Annotated in this window: 21 protein-coding genes and 1 tRNA gene; 8 read left to right on the top strand and 14 right to left on the bottom strand. The window is 69.8% G+C overall.

All coding sequences use genetic code 11. The annotated features are described in order from the left end of the window. Nucleotides 1-9: 9 nt before the first annotated feature. From ACZ4LX_RS33455 to ACZ4LX_RS33435, 5 genes are all read left to right on the top strand, one after another. Nucleotides 10-1014: an ABC transporter ATP-binding protein gene (locus tag ACZ4LX_RS33455; protein WP_467650785.1), complete on the top strand. Its 1005-nt coding sequence runs from the start codon at nt 10-12 to the stop codon at nt 1012-1014. Continuing rightward, on the top strand, nt 1004-1912 hold the full coding sequence (locus tag ACZ4LX_RS33450; protein ID WP_467650766.1) for an ABC transporter permease: 909 nt from the start codon (nt 1004-1006) through the stop codon (nt 1910-1912). The genes ACZ4LX_RS33455 and ACZ4LX_RS33450 overlap by 11 nt, the downstream gene beginning before the upstream one ends. After that, nucleotides 1909-2820 carry an ABC transporter ATP-binding protein gene (locus ACZ4LX_RS33445; protein WP_467650767.1) on the top strand — a complete coding sequence of 304 codons (912 nt, stop codon included), beginning with the start codon at nt 1909-1911 and terminating at the stop codon, nt 2818-2820. The genes ACZ4LX_RS33450 and ACZ4LX_RS33445 overlap by 4 nt, the downstream gene beginning before the upstream one ends. A gap of 28 nt (nt 2821-2848) precedes the next feature. After that, nucleotides 2849-3568: an ABC transporter permease gene (locus ACZ4LX_RS33440; protein ID WP_467650768.1), complete on the top strand. Its 720-nt coding sequence runs from the start codon at nt 2849-2851 to the stop codon at nt 3566-3568. Nucleotides 3569-3858: 290 nt separating this feature from the next. Beyond that, complete coding sequence (locus ACZ4LX_RS33435) at nt 3859-4554, top strand: hypothetical protein (RefSeq protein WP_467650769.1); 696 nt, start codon at nt 3859-3861, stop codon at nt 4552-4554. Nucleotides 4555-4637: 83 nt separating this feature from the next. Here ACZ4LX_RS33435 and ACZ4LX_RS33430 read toward each other — a convergent pair whose 3' ends face one another. After that, entirely contained in the window at nt 4638-4826 is a 189-nt protein-coding gene (locus tag ACZ4LX_RS33430) for a hypothetical protein (RefSeq protein WP_467650770.1), read from the bottom strand. Between the two features lie 97 nt (nt 4827-4923). On the opposite strand from ACZ4LX_RS33430, the gene ACZ4LX_RS33425 reads away from it, so the two are divergent. Continuing rightward, nucleotides 4924-5011: transfer RNA gene (locus ACZ4LX_RS33425), tRNA-Ser, on the top strand. Nucleotides 5012-5095: 84 nt separating this feature from the next. Here the strand turns inward: ACZ4LX_RS33425 and ACZ4LX_RS33420 are convergent. The 9 genes from ACZ4LX_RS33420 to ACZ4LX_RS33380 all read right to left on the bottom strand — a co-directional run bounded on the left by ACZ4LX_RS33420 (nt 5096) and on the right by ACZ4LX_RS33380 (nt 15205). Further along, nucleotides 5096-5893, bottom strand: a complete 798-nt coding sequence (locus ACZ4LX_RS33420; RefSeq protein ID WP_467650771.1) for an HAD family hydrolase — start codon at nt 5891-5893, stop codon at nt 5096-5098. Continuing rightward, complete coding sequence (gene serS / locus ACZ4LX_RS33415; RefSeq protein ID WP_467650772.1) at nt 5890-7179, bottom strand: serine--tRNA ligase; 1290 nt, start codon at nt 7177-7179, stop codon at nt 5890-5892. Before serS ends, ACZ4LX_RS33420 begins: the two co-directional genes overlap by 4 nt. A 696-nt stretch (nt 7180-7875) precedes the next feature. Then, on the bottom strand, nt 7876-8811 hold the full coding sequence (gene pheA, locus ACZ4LX_RS33410) for a prephenate dehydratase (RefSeq protein ID WP_467650773.1): 936 nt from the start codon (nt 8809-8811) through the stop codon (nt 7876-7878). Nucleotides 8812-8870: 59 nt separating this feature from the next. After that, nucleotides 8871-10103, bottom strand: coding sequence for an iron uptake transporter deferrochelatase/peroxidase subunit (gene efeB / locus ACZ4LX_RS33405; RefSeq protein WP_467650786.1), 1233 nt, complete (start codon nt 10101-10103; stop codon nt 8871-8873). 125 nt (nt 10104-10228) lie between these two features. Next, the gene (locus ACZ4LX_RS33400) at nt 10229-12268 is read right to left on the bottom strand and encodes a copper resistance CopC/CopD family protein (RefSeq protein ID WP_467650774.1); all 2040 of its coding nucleotides are present in this window, start codon (nt 12266-12268) and stop codon (nt 10229-10231) included. A 14-nt stretch (nt 12269-12282) separates the two neighbouring features. Next, the gene (locus ACZ4LX_RS33395) at nt 12283-12732 is read right to left on the bottom strand and encodes a copper chaperone PCu(A)C (protein ID WP_467650775.1); all 450 of its coding nucleotides are present in this window, start codon (nt 12730-12732) and stop codon (nt 12283-12285) included. Beyond that, nucleotides 12729-13382 (bottom strand): SCO family protein, encoded by a 654-nt coding sequence (locus ACZ4LX_RS33390; protein WP_467650776.1) that lies wholly within the window; start codon nt 13380-13382, stop codon nt 12729-12731. The genes ACZ4LX_RS33395 and ACZ4LX_RS33390 overlap by 4 nt, the downstream gene beginning before the upstream one ends. Nucleotides 13383-13499: 117 nt before the next feature. Next, complete coding sequence (locus tag ACZ4LX_RS33385) at nt 13500-14243, bottom strand: YcnI family copper-binding membrane protein (protein WP_467650777.1); 744 nt, start codon at nt 14241-14243, stop codon at nt 13500-13502. A gap of 167 nt (nt 14244-14410) precedes the next feature. Beyond that, nucleotides 14411-15205 (bottom strand): hypothetical protein, encoded by a 795-nt coding sequence (locus ACZ4LX_RS33380; RefSeq protein ID WP_467650778.1) that lies wholly within the window; start codon nt 15203-15205, stop codon nt 14411-14413. 258 nt (nt 15206-15463) lie between these two features. On the opposite strand from ACZ4LX_RS33380, the gene ACZ4LX_RS33375 reads away from it, so the two are divergent. Next, a complete protein-coding gene (locus tag ACZ4LX_RS33375; RefSeq protein WP_467650779.1) occupies nt 15464-16066 on the top strand; it encodes an ATP-binding protein in 603 nt (200 codons plus the stop codon). Nucleotides 16067-16103: 37 nt separating this feature from the next. Here ACZ4LX_RS33375 and ACZ4LX_RS33370 read toward each other — a convergent pair whose 3' ends face one another. Both ACZ4LX_RS33370 and ACZ4LX_RS33365 read right to left on the bottom strand, forming a co-directional pair. Further along, entirely contained in the window at nt 16104-17567 is a 1464-nt protein-coding gene (locus ACZ4LX_RS33370; protein ID WP_467650780.1) for an aminopeptidase P family protein, read from the bottom strand. A gap of 123 nt (nt 17568-17690) precedes the next feature. Next, entirely contained in the window at nt 17691-19037 is a 1347-nt protein-coding gene (locus ACZ4LX_RS33365; RefSeq protein ID WP_467721346.1) for a PP2C family protein-serine/threonine phosphatase, read from the bottom strand. A gap of 621 nt (nt 19038-19658) precedes the next feature. Here ACZ4LX_RS33365 and ACZ4LX_RS33360 point away from each other — a divergent pair. Then, the gene (locus ACZ4LX_RS33360; RefSeq protein WP_467650782.1) at nt 19659-20438 is read left to right on the top strand and encodes a bifunctional DNA primase/polymerase; all 780 of its coding nucleotides are present in this window, start codon (nt 19659-19661) and stop codon (nt 20436-20438) included. An 887-nt stretch (nt 20439-21325) separates the two neighbouring features. Here the strand turns inward: ACZ4LX_RS33360 and ACZ4LX_RS33355 are convergent. Then, on the bottom strand, nt 21326-22291 hold the full coding sequence (locus ACZ4LX_RS33355) for a DUF5926 family protein (protein WP_467650783.1): 966 nt from the start codon (nt 22289-22291) through the stop codon (nt 21326-21328). 411 nt (nt 22292-22702) lie between these two features. Continuing rightward, the gene (locus tag ACZ4LX_RS33350; RefSeq protein ID WP_467650784.1) at nt 22703-23287 is read right to left on the bottom strand and encodes an ATP-binding protein; all 585 of its coding nucleotides are present in this window, start codon (nt 23285-23287) and stop codon (nt 22703-22705) included. Nucleotides 23288-23552 lie beyond the last annotated feature (265 nt).

The raw sequence follows: 23552 nt of genomic DNA, 5'->3' as shown, positions 1-23552 counted from the left end.
AGCCTGAGCATGCGGTTCCCCCGGGTGACCGCGCTTGACCGGCTCTCGTTGGACATCGGCCCCGGTGTGACCGGGCTGGTGGGTGCCAACGGAGCCGGCAAGTCCACGTTGATCAAGATCCTGCTGGGTCTGTCCCCCGCGACCGAGGGCCGGGCCGCAGTGCTCGGGCTCGATGTCGCGACCGACGGCGCCGCGATCCGGGAACGGGTCGGCTACATGCCGGAGCACGACTGTCTGCCGCCCGACGTGTCGGCCACCGAGTTCGTCGTCCACATGGCGCGGATGTCCGGTCTCCCGCCGACGGCGGCCCGGGAGCGCACCGCGGACACGCTGCGGCACGTCGGCCTGTACGAGGAGCGCTACCGGCCCATCGGCGGCTACTCGACCGGCATGAAGCAGCGGGTGAAGCTGGCCCAGGCGCTGGTCCACGACCCGCAGCTGGTCCTCCTCGACGAACCGACCAACGGACTTGACCCGGTCGGCCGGGACGAGATGCTGGGCCTGATCCGGCGTATCCACACCGACTTCGGCATCTCCGTCCTCGTCACCTCGCACCTTCTGGGTGAGCTGGAACGGACCTGCGACCACGTCGTCGTCATCGACGGCGGAACGCTCCTGCGGTCGAGCTCCACCAGCGACTTCACCCAGACCACCACCACGCTCGCGGTCGAGGTCACCGACAGCGACACCCACCCCGACGGGACCGACGCCCTGCGCCAGGTCCTCACCGGTGCCGGGATCAAGCTGATGGGCCTGGACGGACTGGACGCGGAGGGGCTGCCCGGGGCGGGCCACATCCTGCTGATCGAAGCGACAGGCGAGGAGACGTACGACCTCGTCCGCGACAGTGTCGCCGGGCTCGGGCTCGGCCTCGTCCGGATGGAACAGCGCCGTCACCACATCGCCGAGGTCTTCCGTACCGAAGAGGCGCCGGCAGCACGACCCGAGGCGCGGACCGCGTCCGTGGCCACCGGGGCCGTACAGCAGAAGGGGAGCGGTCGTGATGAGCACTGAGACCGGCGCCGTGACCGGGAGCGAGACCTCCCGGATCCACAACATCGGCTACCGCGCGTATGACGGCCCACGCCTCGGCCGCGCCTACGCGCGCCGCTCGCTCTACTCGCAGTCCCTGCGCGGTTCCTTCGGACTCGGCCGCTCGGCCAAGTCCAAGGTGCTCCCCATGCTGCTGTTCGGCGTGATGTGCCTGGTCGCCGCGATCATCGTGGCGGTCGCCGTCGCGACACCGGACTCGACGAAGCTGCCCGTCAAGTACACCTCGTTCGCGATCTACCTGCAGGCCGTCATCGGCCTCTTCCTCGCCGCGCAGGCACCGCAGTCGGTCTCCAGAGATCTCCGGTTCAAGAGCGTTCCGCTGTACTTCTCGCGGCCGATCGAGAGGTCCGACTACGTCCTCGCGAAGTTCGCGGCCATGGTCTCGGCCCTCTTCGTCCTCACCGGTGTGCCGCTCGTGATCCTTTACGCGGGCGCGCTGCTGGGCAAGTTCGACTTCGCCGACCAGACCAAGTGGTTCGCGCAGGGAATGGTGTCGGTGGCGCTGCTGTCCGTCCTCTTCGCCGGTCTCGGCCTTGTGATGGCCGCCCTCACACCGCGGCGCGGCTTCGGTGTCGCGGCGGTGATCGCCGTGCTGACCATCACCTACGGCGCGGTCAGCACCATCCAGGGCATCGCCTGGTCCACCGGATCCACCGGGGCCGTGCCGTGGCTCGGACTCTTCTCCCCGATCACCCTCATCGACGGAGTGCAGACCGCGTTCCTCGGGGCGACCTCCGCCTTCCCCGGAGGGGAAGGACCGGGGGCCGGTGCCGGTGTGGTCTATCTGATCGTTGTTCTCGCGCTCGTCGCCGGCTCGTACGCCGTACTGATGCGCCGCTACCGGAGGGTCGGGCTGTGACCACCATCGAGATCGACCACACGTCCCGCTGGTTCGGCAATGTGGTCGCCGTCAACGACGTGAGCATGACTGTGGGCCCGGGAGTCACCGGTCTGCTCGGGCCGAACGGCGCCGGCAAGTCCACGCTGATCAACATGATGGCCGGATTTCTCGCCCCGTCGACGGGCACGGTCATGCTTGACGGCAAGGCGATCTGGCGCAATGAAGCCGTTTACCGCCAGATCGGCATTGTGCCCGAGCGGGAGGGAATGTATGACTTCCTGACCGGTCGCGAGTTCGTCGTGGCCAACGCCGAACTGCACGGTCTCGGCGACACCGAGGCGGCGGCCGCGCTGGCCACGGTCCAGATGGAGTATGCGCAGGACCGCAGGATCTCCACGTACAGCAAGGGCATGCGCCAGCGCGTGAAGATGGCTTCCGCGCTGGTCCACGACCCGTCCGTGCTGCTGCTCGACGAGCCGTTCAACGGGATGGACCCGCGCCAGCGCATGCAGCTGATGGAGCTGCTGCGACGGATGGGTGCCGAGGGCCGCACGGTTCTCTTCTCCTCCCACATCCTCGAAGAGGTCGAACAACTCGCCTCGCACATCGAGGTGATCGTGGCCGGAAGGCACGCGGCATCCGGGGACTTCCGGAAGATCCGCCGCCTGATGACGGACCGCCCGCACCGCTATCTCGTACGGTCCAGCGACGACCGCGCCCTTGCCGCCGCGCTCATCGCCGACCCGTCGACGGCCGGGATCGAGGTCGACCTCGGTGAGAACGCCCTGCGTATCCAGGCAGTCGATTTCGGACGCTTCACCACGCTGCTGCCGAAGGTGGCGCGTGATCAGGGCATTCGTCTTCTGACCGTTTCGCCGTCCGACGAGTCCCTCGAATCGGTCTTTTCCTATCTCGTAGCGGCCTGAGTAGTGGCCTGAAAGGAGCTGTGACGTCATGTACGACCCCACAGTCGCCCGGCTCACCTACCGGGCCCTGCTCGGCCGACGCCGGGCCGCCATCCTGTTCGTCCTGCCCGCCCTTCTGATCGTCATCGCGGTGGTGGTACGGATGTTCGCGGGGGCCGACGACCAGGTGGCCTCGGACGTGCTGGGCGGATTCGCCATCGCCACCATGGTGCCGCTGATCGGTGTGATCGCCGGGACCGGAGCCATCGGACCCGAGATCGACGACGGATCCATCGTCTATCTGCTGTCCAAGCCGGTGCCACGGCCGACGATCATCTTCACCAAGCTGATCGTGGCGATCGCGGTGACGATGGTCTTCTCGGCCGTGCCGACGCTGATCGCCGGCCTGATCCTCAACGGCAACGGCCAGCAGATCGCGGTGGCGTACACGATCGCGGCGCTGGTCGCGTCGATCGCCTACAGCGCGTTGTTCCTGCTGCTGGGTACGGTCAGCCGGCACGCGGTGGTCCTCGGACTCGTCTACGCGCTGGTGTGGGAGGCCCTGTTCGGCAGCCTGGTGCCCGGGGCGCGCACCCTCAGTGTGCAGCAGTGGTCCCTGGCGCTGGCGGAGAAGACCGGAGGCGGCGGCACGATCACCTCCGACGTCGGCCTGACGGCCGCGACGGTGCTGCTGGCGGCGGTCACCGTGGTGGCGACCTGGTACGCGGGCCAGAAGCTGCGGACGCTGAAGCTCGCCGGCGAGGAGTGAGCACGACCGTTCACGACATGCGGCGACCCCTGTCCCGAGGACAGGGGTCGCCGCATGTCGGACATGTGCATGCGTGACTGTCCGTTTATCGGTTCGTTGTTCAGAGTGCGTGGAGGCAACTGGAATCCGTGGCGTCGTAGCTTTCGTGAAATTCGGGAGAGCCGAAGCGGTGAGGCAACTCCCACCGGTCGGTCATTGAGTGAGTGTCAACCGTGAGCGTCCTCCGCCCCTGAAGCCCGGGGAGAGGGCTGCTGTCCGCTGTCTCTCACGACCGGAAGGCCGCCCATCCCATGCCCACGGAAGTCGCCCTGCTTGAATCCCGCGCGTTGCGCATCGAACAGATGGGGCGCGTCGACGCCCTGGACAAAGTGAAGAGCCTTGTCATGCTCCCCGACGGAGTTCACGTTCGCACCGAGGACGTGGCACGTTACTTCGAAGTATCCACAGGCGCGGTCCGAAGGCTGACCGACCGCCATCAGGAGGAGCTCACACAGAACGGGATGCGCGTGCTCCGAGGCTCTGAACTGCGAGCCTTCCATAGCGACATGCTGTCGCTATGGGGTGGCGAGGGAGCGGAAAGTTATCCACAGGCGGCGACTCGGCTCCGCCTCCACACCCGCAGGACCGTCCTCAACGTCGCCATGCTTCTTCGCGACAGCGACATCGCGCGATGCGTTCGTACGTATCTCCTCGACGTCGAGCAGGACCTGCGCGCGGCGTACGCCTCGCTCGAACACCGAGTCACCCGGGTCGAAAGCTGCCTCGCCGGTGTCGGCACCGCCCTCCAGGAGCTCGGGCCGGTCCTCAACCGGATGTCGCACCGGCTGGACAGCCTCGACCGAAGGCTGGACGTCATGCAGCAGGTGCTCGGTGCCACGAGCGTGCGGCTGGGCGGGGTGCCGGAGGACATCGGCCGGATCGACGGACGCATGGACGATCTCGCGCGCAGCCTCAAGGACCTGAGCCGCCGCAACAGGAGCCACTGAGAGAGCCCGTGGGCCGGTGCCGCCCGTAAATGAATGGCGCCGGCCCACGGAGAAACGGCACAGTGGTCAGTACGGCACAGCGGTCAGTACGCCACTGCGGCCAGTACGGCACACGCCGCGAACGGCGCAACGAACGGCGCAACGAACGGCGCAACGAACGGCGCAACGAACGGCGCAACGAACGGCGCCACGAACCGCACCACGAACCGGGAGAGGAGCGCGGCGATGACCGAGAGTCCGAGTCCGTCGAGCTCCCAGCAGGGCGTGCTCAAGCCGGCACCGGAGTAGTCAGCGACTGCTCTGCCGCGCCGCTCCGAGCAGTACGCCCAGGGCGGCCGTCTCGCGCCACCGCGCGCGGTCGCCCTTCCCGGAGGATTGGCCGAGTGGGAAGGCAGCGGCTTGCTAAGCCGTCGTCGGGGCACGAAACCCCGCGCGCGTTCGATCCGCGCATCCTCCGCTGTGCACGGCCCGGAAACCCCGGCGCCGTACGCGATGACGTCTCGTTGCGCCTTGGGGCACGCGCCTCGCAGCGGACGCTCCTTTAAAGCAGCTGCTCCAGAACCACCGCGATGCCGTCGTCCTCGTTCGACGAGGTGACCTCCTGGGCGACGGCCTTCAGGTCCTCGTGCGCGTTGGCCATGGCCACTCCGTGCCGGGCCCAGGCGAACATCGGGATGTCGTTCGGCATGTCACCGAAGGCGATCGTGTCCGCCGCTTTGACGCCCAGGCGGCGTGCGGCCAGTGAAAGGCCGGTGGCCTTGCTGAGCCCCAGCGGCAGGATCTCGACCACGCCGGGACCCGCCATGACCACGTCCACCAGGTTGCCGACAGCTGCCCGTGCGGCCTTCGCCAGCGCGTCGTCGTCCAGCTCGGGATGCTGTATGTAGACCTTGTTCAGTGGGGCGGACCACATCTCGGCCGGGTCCTCCACGAGGACGGCCGGAAGTGGCCCCTCCTGTACGCGGTAGCCGGGGCCGACCAGTACCGCGCCGTCGAGACCGTCCCGGCTCGCGGCCAGCGCCAGCGGACCGACCTCGGCCTCGACCTTGGAGAGCGCGAGGCCGGCCAGCTGCCGGTCCAGCGTCAGAGAGGTCAGGAGCTTGCGCTCGCCCGCGTGGTAGACCTGCGCACCCTGGCCGCAGACCGCGAGGCCCTCGTAGCCCAGGTCGTCCAGGATGTGCCGGGTCCACGGGACTGCGCGGCCGGTGACGATGATGTGTGCCGCACCGGCCGCGGTGACCGCGGCCAGTGCGTCGCGCGTGCGCCCCGAGACCGTGTCGTCGTCACGCAGCAGCGTGCCGTCGAGGTCGGTGGCGACGAGCTTGTAAGGGAAGGTCACTTGGCGACCGGCTCCAGCAGCTCACGCCCGCCCAGGTACGGACGGAGCACCTCGGGCACCCTCACCGAGCCGTCGGCCAGCTGGTGGTTCTCCAGGATCGCCACGATGGTCCTCGGTACGGCGCAGAGCGTGCCGTTCAGCGTGGCCAGCGGCTTCAGGACCTTCTTGCCGTCGCGGTTGTCCCGCATCCGGACGGACAGCCGGCGCGCCTGGAACCCGTCGCAGTTGGAAGCGGAGGTCAGCTCGCGGTACTTGCCCTGGGTCGGGATCCACGCCTCGCAGTCGAACTTCCTGGAGGCCGAGGCGCCCAGGTCGCCCGTGGCGACGTCGATCACCTGGAAGGGGAGCCCGAGCGCGGAGAGCCACTGCTTCTCCCAGTCCAGGAGGCGCTGGTGCTCGGCCTCGGCGTCCGCCGGGTCGACGTACGAGAACATCTCGACCTTGTCGAACTGGTGCACCCGGAAGATGCCGCGGGTGTCCTTGCCGTACGTCCCCGCCTCGCGGCGGAAGCACGGGGAGAAGCCCGCGTACCGCAGGGGCAGCTTCTCCGCGTCGATGATCTCGTCCATGTGGTACGCGGCGAGCGGTACCTCGGAGGTGCCGACCAGGTAGTAGTCGTCCCTCTCCAGGTGGTACACGTTCTCTGCGGCCTGGCCGAGGAATCCGGTGCCCTCCATGGCGCGCGGACGGACCAGCGCGGGGGTGAGCATCGGGATGAAGCCGGCCTCGGTGGCCTGGGCGATCGCCGCGTTGACGAGGGCGAGCTCCAGCAGCGCGCCGACACCCGTCAGGTAGTAGAAGCGCGAACCGGACACCTTGGCGCCGCGCTCCATGTCGATCGCGCCGAGCGCCTCGCCGAGTTCCAGGTGGTCCTTGGGCTCGAAGCCCTCGGCGCCGAAGTCGCGGATGGTGCCGTGCGTCTCCAGGACGACGAAGTCCTCTTCGCCGCCGACCGGCACGTCCGTGTGGACGATGTTGCCGAGCCGCAGCAGTAGACGCTTGGTCTCCTCGTCGGCCTCGTCCTGCGCCGCGTCGGCCGCCCTGACGTCTGCCTTGAGCTGCTCGGCCTTCCTCAGGAGCTCGGCGCGCTCCTCCGGGGAGGCCTTGGGGATGAGCTTGCCGAGCGACTTCTGCTCGGAGCGGAGTTCGTCGAACCGGACCCCGGACGACCTGCGCCGCTCGTCGGCGGAGAGCAGGGCGTCGACGAGGGCGACGTCCTCTCCACGGGCGCGCTGGGAGGCGCGAACACGGTCGGGGTCCTCACGAAGCAGGCGAAGGTCAATCACCCCTCCAGGCTACCGGTGTCGGCTTCGGTAGTCCGAACCGATATTGCCAAGCGTGTCACTTTGCCCGAATTGCCGGTATTGGTAATGCTGGGGATGGATTCCGTTGCGGGCGTGGAGGTGGCGGCGTCAGGAAAAAGGCCCTATTCCCCTAAATGGGGCAGAAGGGTTATTCGTCTTGACGCATCGGCCTTGCGTGGCTGGGGAGTTGGGTGCCGCTTGTCCACAGGGGAGGGTGGTTGGGCGAAGTTATCCACAGGCTGTGGGGAAGGTCTGTGGGTACAGAGAAGATCATTCCCAAAGCCTCGTGCGGGCTCATGGATTCACGGTTCAAGCCGCCTTCACACGCTCGTTCGGGTGGGAATTCCTCGCCCTAAAGAGTTGATCAATGGAATTGAGCTGACAACGGGTGGCCCATTGGCCTGTGGACTGATCTGAGCGAGGTGGGCTGATTTGTCGACCATGTCGCGTTGTGGTGTCGACTTGTCCCCAGCCCACGGCTCGTGCCTGTGGATAACTTTTCCGCTCGTGGACCATCTGTTGATCGCACCAGCCGTGGGGCCATCCCTACGGCCCCTGACAGGCGTCGGCCAGTCCTGCGGTCGCCGAGCCGACGGGCCGGCCGCGCAGGGGCGGTCGGCCGGGGGACCGGTCAGGCGGGACGGTCGGCCGGACCGGTCAGGCGGGACGGTGGGCCGGTCAGGCGCGGCCGTCCAGGTTCCGGGCCAGCCAGTCGGAGGCCTCGGTGAACTCCGCGTCCGATGTTCCCGCCCGCAAGGGCCGCACGTCAGCCGGAGTCACGCCGGCCCGTGGATAGGAGCCCAGGAACCGCACCTTCGGGCAGATCCGCTTCAGCCCCATCAGCGCCTCGCCGACCCGGCGGTCGGCGATATGGCCTTCGGCGTCCAGCGCGAAGCAGTAGTTGCCGATTCCCGCGCCTGTCGGCCGGGACTGGATCAGCATCAGGTTCACTCCGCGCACCGCGAACTCCTGGAGCAGTTCGAGCAGCGCACCGGGGTGGTCGTCCCCGAGCCAGATGACCACGGAGGTCTTGTCCGCGCCGGTCGGCGCCGCGGGCCGGGCAGGGCGGCCCACCAGGACGAAGCGGGTCTGGGCGTTCTCCGCGTCGTGGATCTCGGTCACCAGCGGTTCGAGTCCGTAGGTCGCCGCCGCGAACTCTCCGGCGAAAGCGGCGTCGTACCGCCCCTCCTGCACGAGCCGGGCACCGTCGGCGTTGGACGCCGCCGACTCCCATACGGCCTGGGGGAGATGGGCTGCCATCCAGTTGCGGACCTGCGGCTGCGCGGCGGGATGCGCGGTGACCGTCTTGACGTCGGAGAGCTTGGTGCCGGGACGCACGAGCAGCGCGAAGGTGATGGAGAGCAGCACTTCGCGGTAGATCATCAGCGGTTCGCCGGTGGTCAGCTGGTCGAGCGTGGTGGTGATGCCGCCCTCGACGGAGTTCTCGATCGGTACGAGCGCGGCGGCGGCCGTACCGCTCCGTACCGCGTCCAGCGCCGCCGGTACGGAGACCATCGGGACGAGTTCGCGGGTGGCGGCTTCCGGGAGCGTACGGAGGGCGACCTCGGTGAAGGTGCCTTCAGGGCCGAGATATGCGTAGCGCGTGGCGGACATGCCGTCACCCTAATGCGCGGTGACGGCTCAGAAGTCCATGTCCGCCGAGCGGTGCCGGCTCATGCCTCCAGCAGCCGCTGCCCCACGTACTCCCCTTGTGCCGCACCGCCCGGCACCGCGAACAGTCCGCTCGACTCGTGGCGGAGGAACGGCGACAGCGCGTCGCCCCGGTCGAGCTTGCGCTGCACGGTGACGAAGGCGCGCAGCGGATCCGCCTGCCAGCAGATGAACAGCAGACCGGCGTCCGGAGTGCCGTCCGAGGAGGTGCCGTCGTGGTACGAGAACGGGCGCCGCAGCATGGCCGCGCCGCTGTTGCGCTCGGGGGAGGAGATCCGGGCGTGGGCGTTGTCGGGGATCAGCAGCTTCCCGTCGGGCCCCGCCTTGTCGAGGTCCATCTCGGTGGTCTCGGTACCGCCGCTGAGCGGGGCACCGTCCGACTTGCGTCGGCCGATGACCCGTTCCTGACGTTCCACCGGGAGCTTCTCCCAGTCGTCGAGCAGCATCCTGATACGCCGGACGACCGCGTACGAACCGCCGGCCAGCCAGTCGTACGCGGAGTTGCCGCCCGCCGGGACGAAGATCCGCCGGTCGAAGTCGCTGTCGGCCGGCTTCGGGTTGTTGGTGCCGTCGATCTGGCCCATGAGGTTGCGGGCGGTCATCGGCTTCGCGGTGGCGCCCGGTGTGCGGTTGAAGCCGTCCATCTGCCAGCGCACGGTGGCCGTCGGAGCGGCCTCCTTCTGTACGGCCCGCAGTGCGTGGAAGGCGACGAGTGCGTCGTCGGCGCCGATCTGCACCCACAGGTCGCCGTTGGACCGTTTGGTGTCGATGCGGTCGGCGGAGAACGGCGGCAGGGGGTCGAGCCCCGGCGGACGGTGGCCCGTCAGACCCGTCCGTTCGAAGAAGGTGGCGCCGAAGCCGAAGGTGACGGTCAGCGAGGACGGCCCCGCGTCCAGCGCGATGCCGGTGTCGTGCCCCGTGCCACCGGTGGTGGGCGCACCGGCCATCAGCCGCTCGGCCGCGGCCGACCAGCGGCGCATCAGGGCCGCCGCCTCCTTGCGCCCGGCGCCGGGGGCCAGGTCGAAGGCGATGAGGTGGCCGCGGGCCTGAAGCGGAGTGGTGATCCCCGGTTGATGTTTCCCGTGAAACATCACCTCGGTGGAGCCCACCGAGGTCAGTGCGGCCGGCGCCTCGTCCTGGGTCGCGGCGTAGCCGGTCGCTCCGCCGGCCGCCCCGAGGACCAGGCCGGTGGCACCGGCTGCCCCTGCGGTACCGAGCAGTCGCCGCCGGGAGATCGCTCCGGCCGCCGGAGCGGTGGCGTCGCCGCCGGCGCGCCGCTTCCGGCCGGCTGCGCTGTTCGACGTGTCTGTGCTGTCCGTACTGCCTGTGCTGTCTGTCTGGTGTCCGCTCACGGTCCTGCTCAGCCGATCTTCACGTTCTTGTCGACCGTGATCTGGTCGATGTCCGAGGTCCGCACGGTGACCGCGACGCTCCAGTTGCCCGCGATCGGGATCTGGACTCCGGAGGAGGTCCAGTGGCCCTCCGTCAGCCGGACGGGGACGGCGGGCAGGGGCCCGATGTCCTTGGACTTCAAGGTGAAGGCCAGCTTCACCTCGGGGACGTCCATGGCCTTCCCGTTGATGTCGTCGATCCAGAGGTGCACCGCGTTGGATCCGGTGCGCCCGGGGTCCAGGTCCATGCGGACCGTTCCCTTGCCGTTCTTGCCGCCGGTGTCGAAGGGCAGCGTGAGGTTGACGGGGCCGCTCGCCACCGGGGCGGCGGCCGGTGCCGAGGTGCGCGCCGCCTCCTCCTCGGTACGGCCGGGTTCGGTCGAGGTGAGGATGGTGGTCACCGCCAGCAGAGCCACCGCGACCCCGACTTCGGCAAGCACCGAGTGGCGCAGGCCGGACCGGTCCGGGTCGGCGTCACGTATCCGCTTCTTCTCCGCGGTTGCCACGGCGGCCTGCTGCCGCACGAGCTGGGCGGCTCGGGCGGGATCCTCGGGGCCGGCAGGCCGCAGTGCTTCCGCGGTGTCTGCTCCCGTCGGCGGTGCCTCCGCGGTGTCTGCTCCCGTCGGCGGTGCCTCTGCGGCGTCTGCCCCCGAACCTGACTGACCCACCGGTGAGGCCTCCGGGGCTGCGGTCGTGGGGGTTGCGGCGGGTTCGTCCTCCACGCCCCTGCCCGTAGCCAGCCGGGCGGTCCACCGGCGCGATATCCCGGCGATCCCGACGAGGACGGCAACGAGCCCCACCTTCACGAGCAGCAGCTGTCCGTACCCCGTGCCGGTCAGCGCGGACCACGAACCGACCTGGCGCCAGGACTGGTAGATCCCGGTCGCGGTGAGCACGAGCACACTGACGAACGCGATCCGGGAGAAGCGGCGCACCGCGGCGGCGGTGATGTCGGGGGTGCGGTACAGGGCCGTCAGCAGGGCGGTGAGCCCGCCCAGCCAGGCGGCGACGGCCAGCAGATGGAGTATGTCGACCGGCATGGCGATGCCCGGCTGGATGCCGGTCGACGCGTGCTCGGCCAGCGCCCAGGTCCCGGCGATCCCGGCGGCGATGACCGCACCGCCGATGGCGAGCCCGAAGGTGAGGTCCTTCTTCTCGCGTTCGTCCTCGCGCTTGGCGTACGCCCCGAACAGCACCGCGATGAACAGCGCACTGGCGCCCAGCAGCAGCAGTCGCGAGACCAGCGCCGCGCCGGGCTTGGTGTCCAGGACCGCCTTCAGGCCGTCGAGGTCGAAGGCGTCGCCGAGCTTCCCGGAACCGGTGTACGGGCTGCGCAGCAGCAGCATCGCGAGCGTGGCCACGGTGAGGGTCATCCAGCCGCGGACGACGAGCCGCTGCAACGGGCGGGCACCCGCCCCGCGCTGCCAGCAGGCCAGCACGAACGCGGCGCCGCCCACGAGCACGATGAACCCGGCGTACGCGGCGTAGCGGGCGATGCCGTAGAGCGTGCCGACGAGGCCGCCGCCCGCCTCGTTGTCCGGGAGGGCGACAGTGGTCTCGGAGGGAGCGCCGATGGAGAAGGTGAAGGCTCCGGAGACCGGATGGCTGTCGGCGGAGACAGCCTGCCAGGCGACTGTGTACGTACCGTCCGGCAGCCCGGAGTGCAGGGAGACGCCGTACTTCACGGTGGAGCCGCTGTGCATGTCGCGCGGGGCGTCCTCGGTGTCGGCGCGCTTGCCGTCGGGGTCCAGGACCCGGATGGAGCCCTCTCCCATGGCGACCTGCTCGGAGAAGGTGAGGGTGACTGCCTGGGGCGCGGTGCCGACCACCGCCCCGTCCTGTGGATCACTCCCGGTGAGCGCGGCATGGGCCGACGCGGGACCCGCGACGGCCAGCAGCAGGCCGAACACCAGGCCGGTCAGAGCGGCGAGGAGTCCGGCGGCGGCGAGCGGCCGGCGCCGGGCGGATGCGGACGGGGAAGGTCCGAAGGGCGGGGCGGTGGCTGTCATGGTCTGTCAGTCCCTCACTGCTTCTTCGGGTTGTGGGTGGTCTCCTTCACGGGAAGATCGACCTTGATGGGGCCGGCCTTCTCGAAGTGCAGTTCCACGGACACCTTCTCGCCCTGCTTGGGCTGCTGCTTGAGCTTGGCGAACATGATGTGGTTTCCACCGCGTTCCAGGTCCAGCTCACCGCCCGCGGGCACGTCGAAGGACGTCACCATGCGCATGGTCCGGTTCTTCGTCTCGTGGATGGTGACCTCGTCCGAGAGCGGACTGGTGACCGAGGTGAGCCGGTCCGAACTGCCGCCGTTGTTCTGCACGACGAGGAAGCCGGCTGCCATGTCGCTGACGGGCTGCGGCATGAACGCGCCGATGACCTTCAGTTCCGGTCCGCCGGCCGAGGAGGAGCACCCCGCCAGCGTCAGACCCGTGGAGAGGGCCAGGACGCCGGCGAGGGTGGTGCGGCGGTTCACGGGTTCTCCCCCTTGACGAGCTTGGGGAGGTCCTTGGTGTAGTCGTCGGGCGTGGTGTCCTCGCTGTACAGCACGTAGCCCTGGTCGGTCTTCGGTGAGAAGGCGATGACCTGGGAGCCGTGCATCGAGACGATGGTGCCGTCCTTCTCCTTCTTCGGTGCGTCGATACCGATGCCGATCTGCCGGGCGCCCGCCTGGATGGCCGGGAAGTCGCCGGTGAGGCCGGTGAAGGAGGGGTCCTGGGACTTGAGCCAGGTGCCCAGCGAAGCCGGGGTGTCCCGCTCCGGGTCGGTGGTGATGAAGACGACCTGGAGCTTTTCCTGGTCGGCCTCGGGGAGGGACTTCTTGGCGATCGCGATGTTGCTCATGATGAGCGGGCAGACGTCGGGGCAGTTGGTGTAGCCGAAGTAGATGAGCGTCGGCTTGCCCTTGGTCCGCTCGCGCAGGTCGTACTTCTTGCCGTGGGTGTCGGTCAGGACGAGGTCCGGCTTGGTGAACGGCTGGTCGAGCACCGTCGCGGCCTGGGTCTTCGCCTCCACCGACACGTCGGCGATGGGCTTCTTGCTGTCGTTGTCACTGCCGCCGCAGGCGGACAGGGTGAGCGAGGCCGCGGCGACGAGCGCCGCAGCCAGTACAGACTTCTTAACCATGGAGCACTGATTCCTGATGGGTCGGTGTACGGGTGGGGCCGGGGCGTGTTCCGAAAGTAGCGCCGTCCGTCCGGAGGCCGGGCAGGCGGGACTTCCGGAACACGCCCGTGGGCTGGGTCAGGCGTTGCGCCGACGGCCGGCCAAGGCGCCGAAGGCGACGCCCGCGACGCCGATGACGATGCCGACGATGCCGAGGACACGGGCCGTGGTGTCACTGGAGGAGGGCGCCGCAGCCGTCGTCCGCTCGTCCTTCGTGTGATCGGCCGTGGCGTTCTTGTCGGCGGAGTCCGAGCCGGAGGCGGCGGTGGCACCGTGCGCGTCGTCGGAGGCCGCGGTCAGCTTGAGGACCGGGGCGGGGCTCTCGGGCTCCTCCGCTCCGTCTTTCCGCTCCTCGATCCAGCGCACGATCTCCTTGTTGTCGTACGTCTGGACGGCCTTGAACACCAGCTGGTCGGCGTCCTCCGGGAGCTGGCCCACCGAGAGCGGGAACTGCTGGAAACGGCCGGGCTCGATCTTGCCGCCGTCCGCGGTCCAGGTGACCTTGGAGACGGCTTCGTTGATCTTCTTGCCGTGCATGTCGAGCGGCTTGTCCAGCTTGCTCGTGGTCACCTCGATGTCCCAGCCGGGCACCGGCTGCGGCATGACGGACGACAACGGGTGATCGGCCGGGAAGCTGACTTCGAGCTTGGTCGTCGCCGCGTCGTCGCGTTCGTTGGGGACCTTGAAGTTGATGACGGCGTAACCGCCCTTGGCGGCCTCGCCCTGCGGCTGGACGCTGACGTGGGCCGAGGCCGTACCGGCGAGGATCAGCACGGTGGACGCGGCAACGCCGCCGGCGAGGGCGATGCGGGAAACGTTCATGGCAGGGATCACTCCACAGATGCACGAAGGAAGGGTGCTCCGGAGCGCGGGTGCGCGCCGGTTTCGCGACACCGCTTCCTCACGAGCGGCGTGCGCGCGGCGACCCGTACCGGCACCGCAGGGGTGCGTGGTGGGGGCCGCGCGGGCATCGCGTGGAGGGTGTCGCGTCAGGCTGCGAGGGTGAGTACGGAGGGCGGCCCGCGCCTGATCACCATGTGCTGCAAGTGATCCCCGGTGGCCGGGGGCGGTGCGTCCACGGCGGTACGGGGGATACGCGGCCCCCTCGTCGGTCCGCCGGGAAGACCGGCGCGCAGCGCGGCCACGAGGACGAGCGCGGCGCGCAACGCCCGGAGCCGGGCTCCGGCCGCCACCTGCTGGGCGCCGTGGAGCGACAGCCGGGCGAGGCGGAACAGGGCGATCTCGCCGCGTCGCAGCAGCCAGCCGGCGGCCAGCGCGGCCAGCAGATGGGCGAGCACCATGGGCAGGTCCGGCAGCATCCCGGCAGTGCCACCGGAGGCAGCGGTTGTCAGGTGCTGATGGGTCCGCTCGGTCACCGAGGCCGGGTCGATGCCCGCGGTGGTGACGATGCGGTGGGCGTCGGCGGCGTTCAGCCGGTCGGGACCGGCGCCGCAGACGAGGCTCGCCGCGAACCGGATCAGCGCGTCCTCACCGGACGGAACCCGGGGCGAGGCAGCGTGCGTACCCACGCCGAAGAGCGTGTGCAGGACGAGCTGTCCGCCGGCCAGAGCCGCGGCGATGGACGCAAGCGAGCGTTCGCGTCCGGCGAGGGGGGCCGTCACCGCGAGGATCCCGAGGAATCCGGCGAGCAGCGTCCACCAGGGAACGGTCGCGCAGGCGGCCACCGCGTGGCCGGCCGCGGACAACGCGACGCAGACCGCGGCGAACACCGCGGCCCTCAGCAGCCGCATACCGGCTCCGGCGCGTCCCACAGACGTAGTCATGGCCCAGACATCATCCCATCGTGCCCCCGGCCCCCGTACGGCAGGTCCGGAAGGTCGTCTTCCGCCCGAATGTGTGGGAGGCGGGCCGTTCGGACCGGTTGAGGACGGGGCAGACGGGTTCTGTGGGCCGGGGATGCACAGGTGTGGCAGGCCCGGGTATCCGCCGAATGAGCGGTCTCACATCCCGTCCGTGCTTACGAACGGCCTCGGGCGGCAATACGTATCGGTATGTCGAGCCGCAGCCAGGAGGGCTGGAGCATGAGCATCTGGTGGTCACTCCATTTGCGGCGCGAAGCTGCGAGCGTTCCGCTCGCCCGTCGGTTCCTCCTCGGCACGATGGAATCCGCGGGCGTGGACCCGGACATCTCCTTCGACCTGTCGCTAGCCCTGAGCGAAGCCTGTGCCAACGCCGTCGAGCACGGTGGGGCCCATGGCGGCGCGGGCGATGCCGCGGAGGACTGGGATGCCTGGGAGGAGCCGTCCGGTACTGCCCCTGGGCAGTACCGGGTCACCGCGTATCTGGACGGCGAGAAATGCCGCATCGAAGTCGCCGATTCCGGACCGGGCTTCCCCGCCAGGCGCGTACTTCGCACCGCCGCACAGCAGCACGAGGCGCAACAGCGGCAAGAACCGCATCAGCAGTACGGGCCGACGCCACCGCACGACGACACGCGTCAGCCGTACGGGACGCGGTACGCCGAACACCCACCGCTCACCGCGGAGGACGGGCGGGGTCTCTGCCTGATCGAGCAGCTCGCCGATCACGTCCACTTCGGCAACAGGCCTGGGCACGGCGGCGCCGTGGTGAGCTTCGACAAGGTCCTGAAATGGCGGGAGGGCGCCCTGCTCATGGTGTCCTGAGCAAGGGCGCCCTCCGGCGGGTGCGACGGGCGGACGGTCAGCCCTTGAGCCGGGCCATCCACGCCTCGACCTCGTCGGCCTGCCGGGGCAGCTTGTCCGAGAGGTTCCGGTTGCCGTCCTCGGTGACGAGGATGTCGTCCTCGATCCGGACGCCGATGCCGCGGTACTCCTCGGGAACCGTCAGATCGTCGGCCTGGAAGTAGAGACCGGGCTCCACGGTGAGGCAGACGCCGGGCTCCAGCGTCCCGTCGACGTACGCCTCGGTCCGCGCGGCCGCGCAGTCGTGGACATCCATGCCGAGCATGTGACCGGTGCCGTGGAGCGTCCAGCGGCGCTGGAGGCCCAGCTCCAGGACCTTGTCCACGGACAGGTCGCCGAGCAGACCCCACTCGACGAGCTTCTCGGTGAGCACGCGCTGCGCGGCGTCGTGGAAGTCGCGGTAGCCGGCGCCGGGCTTCACGGCGGCGATGCCGGCCTCCTGCGCCTCGTACACCGCGTCGTAGATCTTCCGCTGCAGCGGCGTGAACGTGCCGTTGATGGGAAGCGTGCGGGTCACGTCGGCGGTGTAGAGGTCGTTGGTCTCCACTCCGGCGTCGAGCAGCAGCAGTTCGCCGGAGCGCACCGCACCGTCGTTGCGCACCCAGTGCAGGGTGGTGGCGTGCGGACCGGCGGCGCAGATCGAGCCGTAACCGATGTCGTTGCCCTCGATGCGGGCACGGAGGAAGAAGGTTCCCTCGATGTAGCGCTCGCTCGTCGCCTCGGCCTTGTCGAGAACCTTCACGACGTCCTCGAAGCCACGCGCGGTGATGTCGCAGGCCTTCTCCAGCTCGGCGATCTCGAAGGCGTCCTTGACCAGGCGCGCCTCGGAGAGGAAGACCCGCAGCTCCTCGTCGCGCTCCGCGGTGGCCTTGTCGGTCAGCGCGGCCTCGATGCCGGCGTCGTGACCGCGGACGTTACGGACCGGGCCGGTGGCCTCGGCCAGTGCGGCGGTCAGCTCGCGGACGTCCTTCGCCGGGATGCCCAGCAGCTGCTCGGCCTCGGTCAGGGAGTGCCGGCGGCCGACCCACAGCTCGCCCTGGCCGTCGAGCCAGAACTCGCCGTTCTCCCGGTCGGAGCGGGGCAGGAGGTAGACGGTCGCCTCGTGGCCGCCCTGCTTCGGCTCCAGGACGAGGACGCCGTCCTGGGTCTGGTCGCCGGTGAGGTACGCGTACTCGGTGGAGGCGCGGAAGGCGTACTCGGTGTCATTGGACCGGGTCTTCAGCCGGCCGGCCGCGATGACCAGCCGCTCACCGGGGAAGCGCGCCGACAGTGCGGCGCGGCGGTCGGCCGTGTGTCCGGCCTGGGCGATCGGCTCCAGGCCGTGCAGCTCGGTGTCGGCCCATCCGGACTTCATGCTCGCGGCGAGCTCATCGGAGACGCCCGGGTACAGGCCGTTCTTCCGCTGCTTGACCGGTTCGGTCTCTTCGGTCTCCGGGTTCTCCGGGGTGAGCTCCTCAGACACGACTTGTCTCTCCTTGATACGACACTGGACCCCCTCCATCGTACGGGCGTACGGAAGGGGGCCCAGGGCCGGAAGGCCTCTTACACCGGGTGGCCCGCCGGTACCGGCGGGTGGCGGTACGGCTCAGTCGAAGCGGGCGGCGAGCAGGACCACGTCCTCGGTGTCGTCACCCTGGTCGATTCCGTCGGGCAGCACGGTGCGCACCACATGGTCGGCGACCGATCCGGCGTCGTGCCGCAACGCCTTCGGCACGCTCGCCGCCGCCGAGTGGAGCCGTGCGAACGCCCGGTCCATCGAGTCACCGGCGCGGCGCAGCAGGCCATCGGTGTACAGCAGAACCGTCTCGCCCGGCGCCGGCACGATCTCCACGCTCGGCGCCTCCCAGCAGGACAGCATGCCCAGCGGGGCGGAGAGCGTCGTCTCGACGTACTCGGTGCGCCGGTCGCCGACGATCAGCGGCGGGGTGTGCCCGGCACCGGCCAGCAGTACCTTGCGGCGGGCGGGCTCGCAGTAGGCGAAGAGCGCGGTGGCGGAACGGGACGGCTCGGTCAGCCGCAGCAGGAGTTCGAGATCGGAGAGTACGGCGACCGGGTCCTCGCCCTCCATCACCGCGTACGCCCGCAGGCCCGCGCGCAGCCTGCCCATGGCGGCCAGGGCGCTGGGACCGGAACCGCCGACCGAGCCCACGGCCAGGCCGAGCGCACCCTCGGGCAGGGCCAGCGCGTCGTAGAAGTCGCTGCCGCACTGCGATGCGGCGTGATGGCGTACGGCCAGCTGCACACCCGGCACGCGGGGCAGCCGGCTGGGCAGGAGTTCCTCGGTGATGGTGGCGGCGTCGGTCCTGGCCCGCTCCAGTTCCAGCAGTCGGGCCAGATGCTCGGCGGCGTACCCGGCGTACAGCCCGACGAGATGGCGCTGACGCTCCAGTGGCTCGGCGGGTTCGTCGTAGAGCCAGACCGCGGCGGCGAGCCGTCCGGTGTGCTCGGTGGCAATCGGCAGCGCGTAGCTGGCGGCGTAGCCGAGGCGGGCGGCGACCTCACGCCTGTGGGGGTCCAGGCTGGTGTCGCCGAGCAGATCGGGTGTGGTCAGCGGGCCGTCGGCGCCGGGCAGACCTTCCAGGATGCGGCCGTAGGAGGTGGCGCTCCGAGGAACCGTCTCGATCTGGCCGAGCTCCGCGTGAGCCAGCCCGAGACCGATGGTGCTGACGGGGCCGCGGCGGTCGGACGGTTCGAAGGCGATCAGCCCGCGACGGGCTCCGACCAGGGCGGCCCCGGCGTCCAGCAGCTCGTGCAGGGCGTCGTCGAGGGTGCTGGTTCTGGACAGCCGCTCGGTGAGCTCGTGCAGTGTCGTGAGGTCGGAGACCCAGCCCGCGAGACGGTCCTGGATGAAGGCACCGGGCGCGGCCGGAACCTCGGAGAGAGGCCCGGCTGTCTGTGCCGAAACCGGAACTGTGGGATCGATTCCAGCCACTTTCGGCAGGTGCGGGGCGCTCATGGTTGCCGGCTTTCCGACTGGGTTGTTTCGTCGAATAGCATCGCAAACCCCCATGTCATTCTGCGCCACTATCAGTGCATCCACATGTACACGTACAAGTAAGGCGATGTCCAGTATTGTCCCCACGGGATTTATGGTGTCCAAGGGGTAAGCAACTTGGCCAAAAAGCGCACCATGCGGCGGTCATTTGCGGTCGACTGGGTCTGCTCGACCGGGGGTTGCATCCGGGTGAAGTCCCCGGGGCAGCGTCATTCCGGGTGTGCTGGGTACGTAAATCGGTAGATGACCAGGGGTGGTCCCGGCCGCCCCCGGAACCTCACAGCGGGCCCGGGCGTCCTCACATGTGACGGCCACGCCCCCTCTTGCAGTGGTGAGGCCGCACGACGGACGGCAGGCGCGCAAGCGCCCTGCACCTCGCCATGATTTCGACTGGAACCGGCTCGATTCGGCTCAGCACAGCTCACGCTCGGTACCGAAGACCAACCTGTACCGCAGGCTCGACGAGCATGTACACACAGTGAAGATCCGCACACGCGGTGTGACGCGCGCGTGGTGTGATGTGGACCCTCGGCGTTCAACGGAAAGGAACGAGCGCTCATGCGCGAGATCCTCGGAAGGCGACGCAGGACGCGGTTCGGGCGCAAGGGCGGGGCCGCGCGTCTCGACGCGGCCCTGACCTGCGCCACCGCATGGCAGTGGCCCGTGCTCCCAGGGGTGGGTCTCCAGCCGGGCGGCAGTCGTGATGAGCGTGGCCGCGGCTGCGCCTGTCCCGATCCCGAGTGCGCCGTGCCCGGTGCGCACCCCTTCGATCCTGGTCTGCTCGCTGCCACCACCGATGCCCGGATGGTGCGCTGGTGGTGGACGAACAGGCCCACCGCGCCGGTTCTGCTGGCCACGGGGGGGCGTGCGCCGTGCGCGTTGAGCCTGCCTGCGGTGGCCGGAGCCCGCGCACTGGCCGAGCTGGACCGGATGGGTATGCGGCTGGGCCCCGTGGTGGCGACGCCGACCCGGTGGTCGCTGCTGGTCGCGCCGTACACCCTCGAACGGCTCGGCGAACTGCTGCACGCGCAGGACTGGGTGCCCAGTTCGCTGCGGTTCCACGGGGACGGCGGCTATCTCGTTCTCCCGCCGTCCGAGATCGGTACGGGACAGGTGCGCTGGGAGCGGGCGCCGGAGCGGATTTCCCGGGCGGAGCGGGATACCCGGGCGGCAGGGGACTCCCGTGCGGCGGACCGGGGTTCCCGGCCGGGCCCCGCTGGTGGATTGCCGGTCCGGTCGGCCGCGGCGCCCTGGCTGCCGGATGTGGGGGCGGTTCTGGACGCGCTGGTCGAGGCGAGCAACAGCGCCCCGGACGGCGGAAGCCGGCTCGCGTACTGACCGGGGCGGCGGAGCCGGGCTTGTGTACTGGCCGGCGGGCCGAGACGGGGGCGGCGGCAGGTGCCGCGCTTTCGGCGTGCGGTCAGAAATTTCGCCCGATCGGCAGACAGAAGCCTGCTTCGCGAATGCTGGGTCGGTCGTACGCGTCCGCGATGAAGGGCGTTCGCCAGGCCGATGCCGATGTCTATGTCTATGCGGTTGCGGATTCCGCTCTTTGGCCGTAGCCGTTCTTCTCGCTCCGCCCTCATTGCGGAGTGCTCTCGGATCCTTGGCGCTTCCCTTCCGGACGCGTCGATGGATGCGGGAGTTCCGGTCAATCAGTGAGGGTGTTTCGGTCATGCAAAGTCTGCCGATGCAAAGTCCGCCGACGGCCGGCTTTCTGATGTTCCTTCCGGAATCCGTTCGAACCATCTTCGAAGATCTCTTCGGAGCTGTTCCGCAGTGCATTCCGGAGAGGGAATCGGCCCGCGGCTTCTGTCCGATACCGAGCGGTCGGGCGGCCGGGTGGCGCCGCTGCCGGCACCGGTCCAACCGGGCTTCCCTGACTGCTGGTTGACGTCGTGCCACGACTGAGGCCGTCGCAGGGACGCGTGAGGAGCAGCAGGGGCGGCGTGGCCGGGCGTGAGGCCGAGGGAGGGGGCTTGTCCAGGAACCCTGCGCAGGGCCTGCACGCGGTTCGTGTGCCGCGTGGGGCGCCGTACGCGCCGGCCGGGACATGAGGATGCCCGATCGCTGGCGACGGGGGATGCACCAGCGACCGGGCTTCTAGAACGGTAACAAGAGATCTGCCGTTCGCAAATTCGATCTCGGGTATTCGGACAGCGATTTACCTGTCAGTACGGTGAGTTGTGACGGGTGTCACCGTGCGGTCCGGATGATGGTCACTGTCAGCTGAGGGTCACTTGGCGGTTGGTGAGCCCGCCGCGGGCCCGCCGCTCCTCGGCTGTGAGCGGCGCGTCCGAAGCGAGCGCCGTCGCGAGCCGCTCGGCGAACGCGGCGGCGGGCTTCTCGCACTCCTCGGCACCCATCGCGCTCGGCAGGTCCCAGACCGGGACCATCAGGCCGTGCGCGCGGAAGGAACCGACCAGCCGGGTCCCCTCCCCGAGCGACGAGGCGCCGGCGGCGTGCAGCCGGGCGAGCGCGTCGAGGAGCTGCTCCTCGGGGTGCGGCATGACCCAGCGCAGGTGGTTCTTCTCCGGTGTCTCGCACCAGTAGGCGGCATCCACCCCGGAGAGGAGGACGGTCGGGATCGCCGCGTCGTTGGCGCGCTCCAGGGAAGCGGAAACCTCGGCCGTGGCGTTCTCCGCGTCAGGCACCCAGAACTCGAAGCCCGGGTGCACGACCGGCGTGAACGGCGCCTCGGCGTCCAGGAGGTCCTGGAGTCGCGGCCCTTCGGCCGGTACACGCCTGGCGGCGACGGGCGAGCCGGGCTCGGCCTCCAGCGCTCGCTGAAGGGTGTCGGCGAGGTCGCGGCTGAGGTCGCCGGAGGAGGTGTCGTTCTGAAGAGCGAGCAGGACCGAACCGTCGTCGCGGCGCAGGGCGGGCCACGCCATCGGGAGGACGGTCGCGAGCGTCACCGACGGCACGCCCTCGGGCAGGCCGCCCTTCAGCGTCAGTCCGACGGTGGCGGCGGGCACCAGCTCGCGCAGCGCGACCCAGTCGCATTCGCCGGCCAGTCCCTCGAAGGGGCGCTGGACGAGCTCGGCCACGGCCTGGGCTGCGGCACGGCCGTGACAGGCCTTGTACCGGCGGCCAGAACCGCACGGGCAGGGCTCACGAGCCCCGACCACCGGGATCTCGCCGTCGTTGAGCTGCTGCTTCCCGGCCTTGGTCTGAGGGCGCTTCTTCGCCATGGTGGGCTTTCTCCCGATTGCGACAGTGCGGTCTGGGCCGCGAGCCTAACCGCCCGTGCGTCGTCCGGGGGGCGTCCGGGGTCGTCCTGGGGGTATCCAGGGGCGCGGACGGCCCGGGACCGGCGGACATGACACCGCCGCGGAGCTCCGCCGCACCGGCTGTCCGCCGGAACGGGTGCGGGGCTCGGGGCACCGGGGCGCGGCCTGGACGCCGCGCCTGCCCGGGCCTGCGCTCAGGCCGGAGGGCAGGCCAGGGACGGGTCCTCGGAACACCCGGCGTACCCGGGCGGGCGGTGCGACGGCCCGTCGTCAGCCCGCGTCATCGGACCTGCGGTCCCGGCCTCGGCCCGCGTCGTCCAAGGCGCTGGCCCGGCGCCGGCGCATGTCATCGAACGCGTGGGAGGCCCGGCGTCACCCCGCGTCGTCGAACGCACCGGCGAAATCCAGCCCGTCGAGGCCCGCCGCTCCGGTCACTTCCGAGCTGCTGTCCGGCAGCCCGGTCACATGCGAGGCCCGTCCGCCGCCCCGAGCGCCCGGCCGTTCGTCCGGGCGGCGGTGACCCTCGTTGACCAGCACCCAGACCGTGACCTCGCCGGACGAGTCATCGCGCACGCCCCATTCCTCGGAGAGGGCGCTGATGATGTTGAGCCCCCGGCCGCCGCGAGCGGTCACGGACGGAGTGGCCGGAACCGGCCGGGTCGGACCGCCGCCGTCCGTCACCTCGACGGTCAGCCCGCCCGTTCTGTCGACGCGCCAAGCGGCGCGCACGTCGCCGTCTCCCACGTCGGTGTGCCGGCCCAGCGGCCTGCCGTGGCGACAGGCGTTGCTGAGCAGTTCGGAAAGAATCAATACAGCATCGTCGACGACCGAATCCGACACCCCGTGGCTGCGCAGCTGTTCACGCATCCGGTGCCGTGCCTGACCCACGCCCGCAGGGCCATGGGGAACGGCCATGCTCGACGACGTGGGCACTTCTTGTGCCACCACCAACGCCACCCCCGAGACCTCCTTTGCCCCACGCCACGGTGTGGATGCCCCCCTGGGCTGGACCGGAAACCGGACAGTGGCCTGCGAATGACGCACTCGTGACGATCCGGTACGCGCTGAATGCGCCGGTGCACTCCCCGTGATCGACGGCGCGGGGCACGGTCCCTCGTCGTGGCAGCCCCTAGGAGTTGTCGTCAAAGTGTCACGCCCACATCAGCAGCGAGGCGAGGGTGACGGCTGCCTGGTAGGACTCGGCGGTCTTGTCGTAGCGGGT

This window comes from Streptomyces sp. NPDC026062 (assembly GCF_055568375.1).
This window is presented reverse-complemented; position numbering and strand designations above follow the sequence as displayed.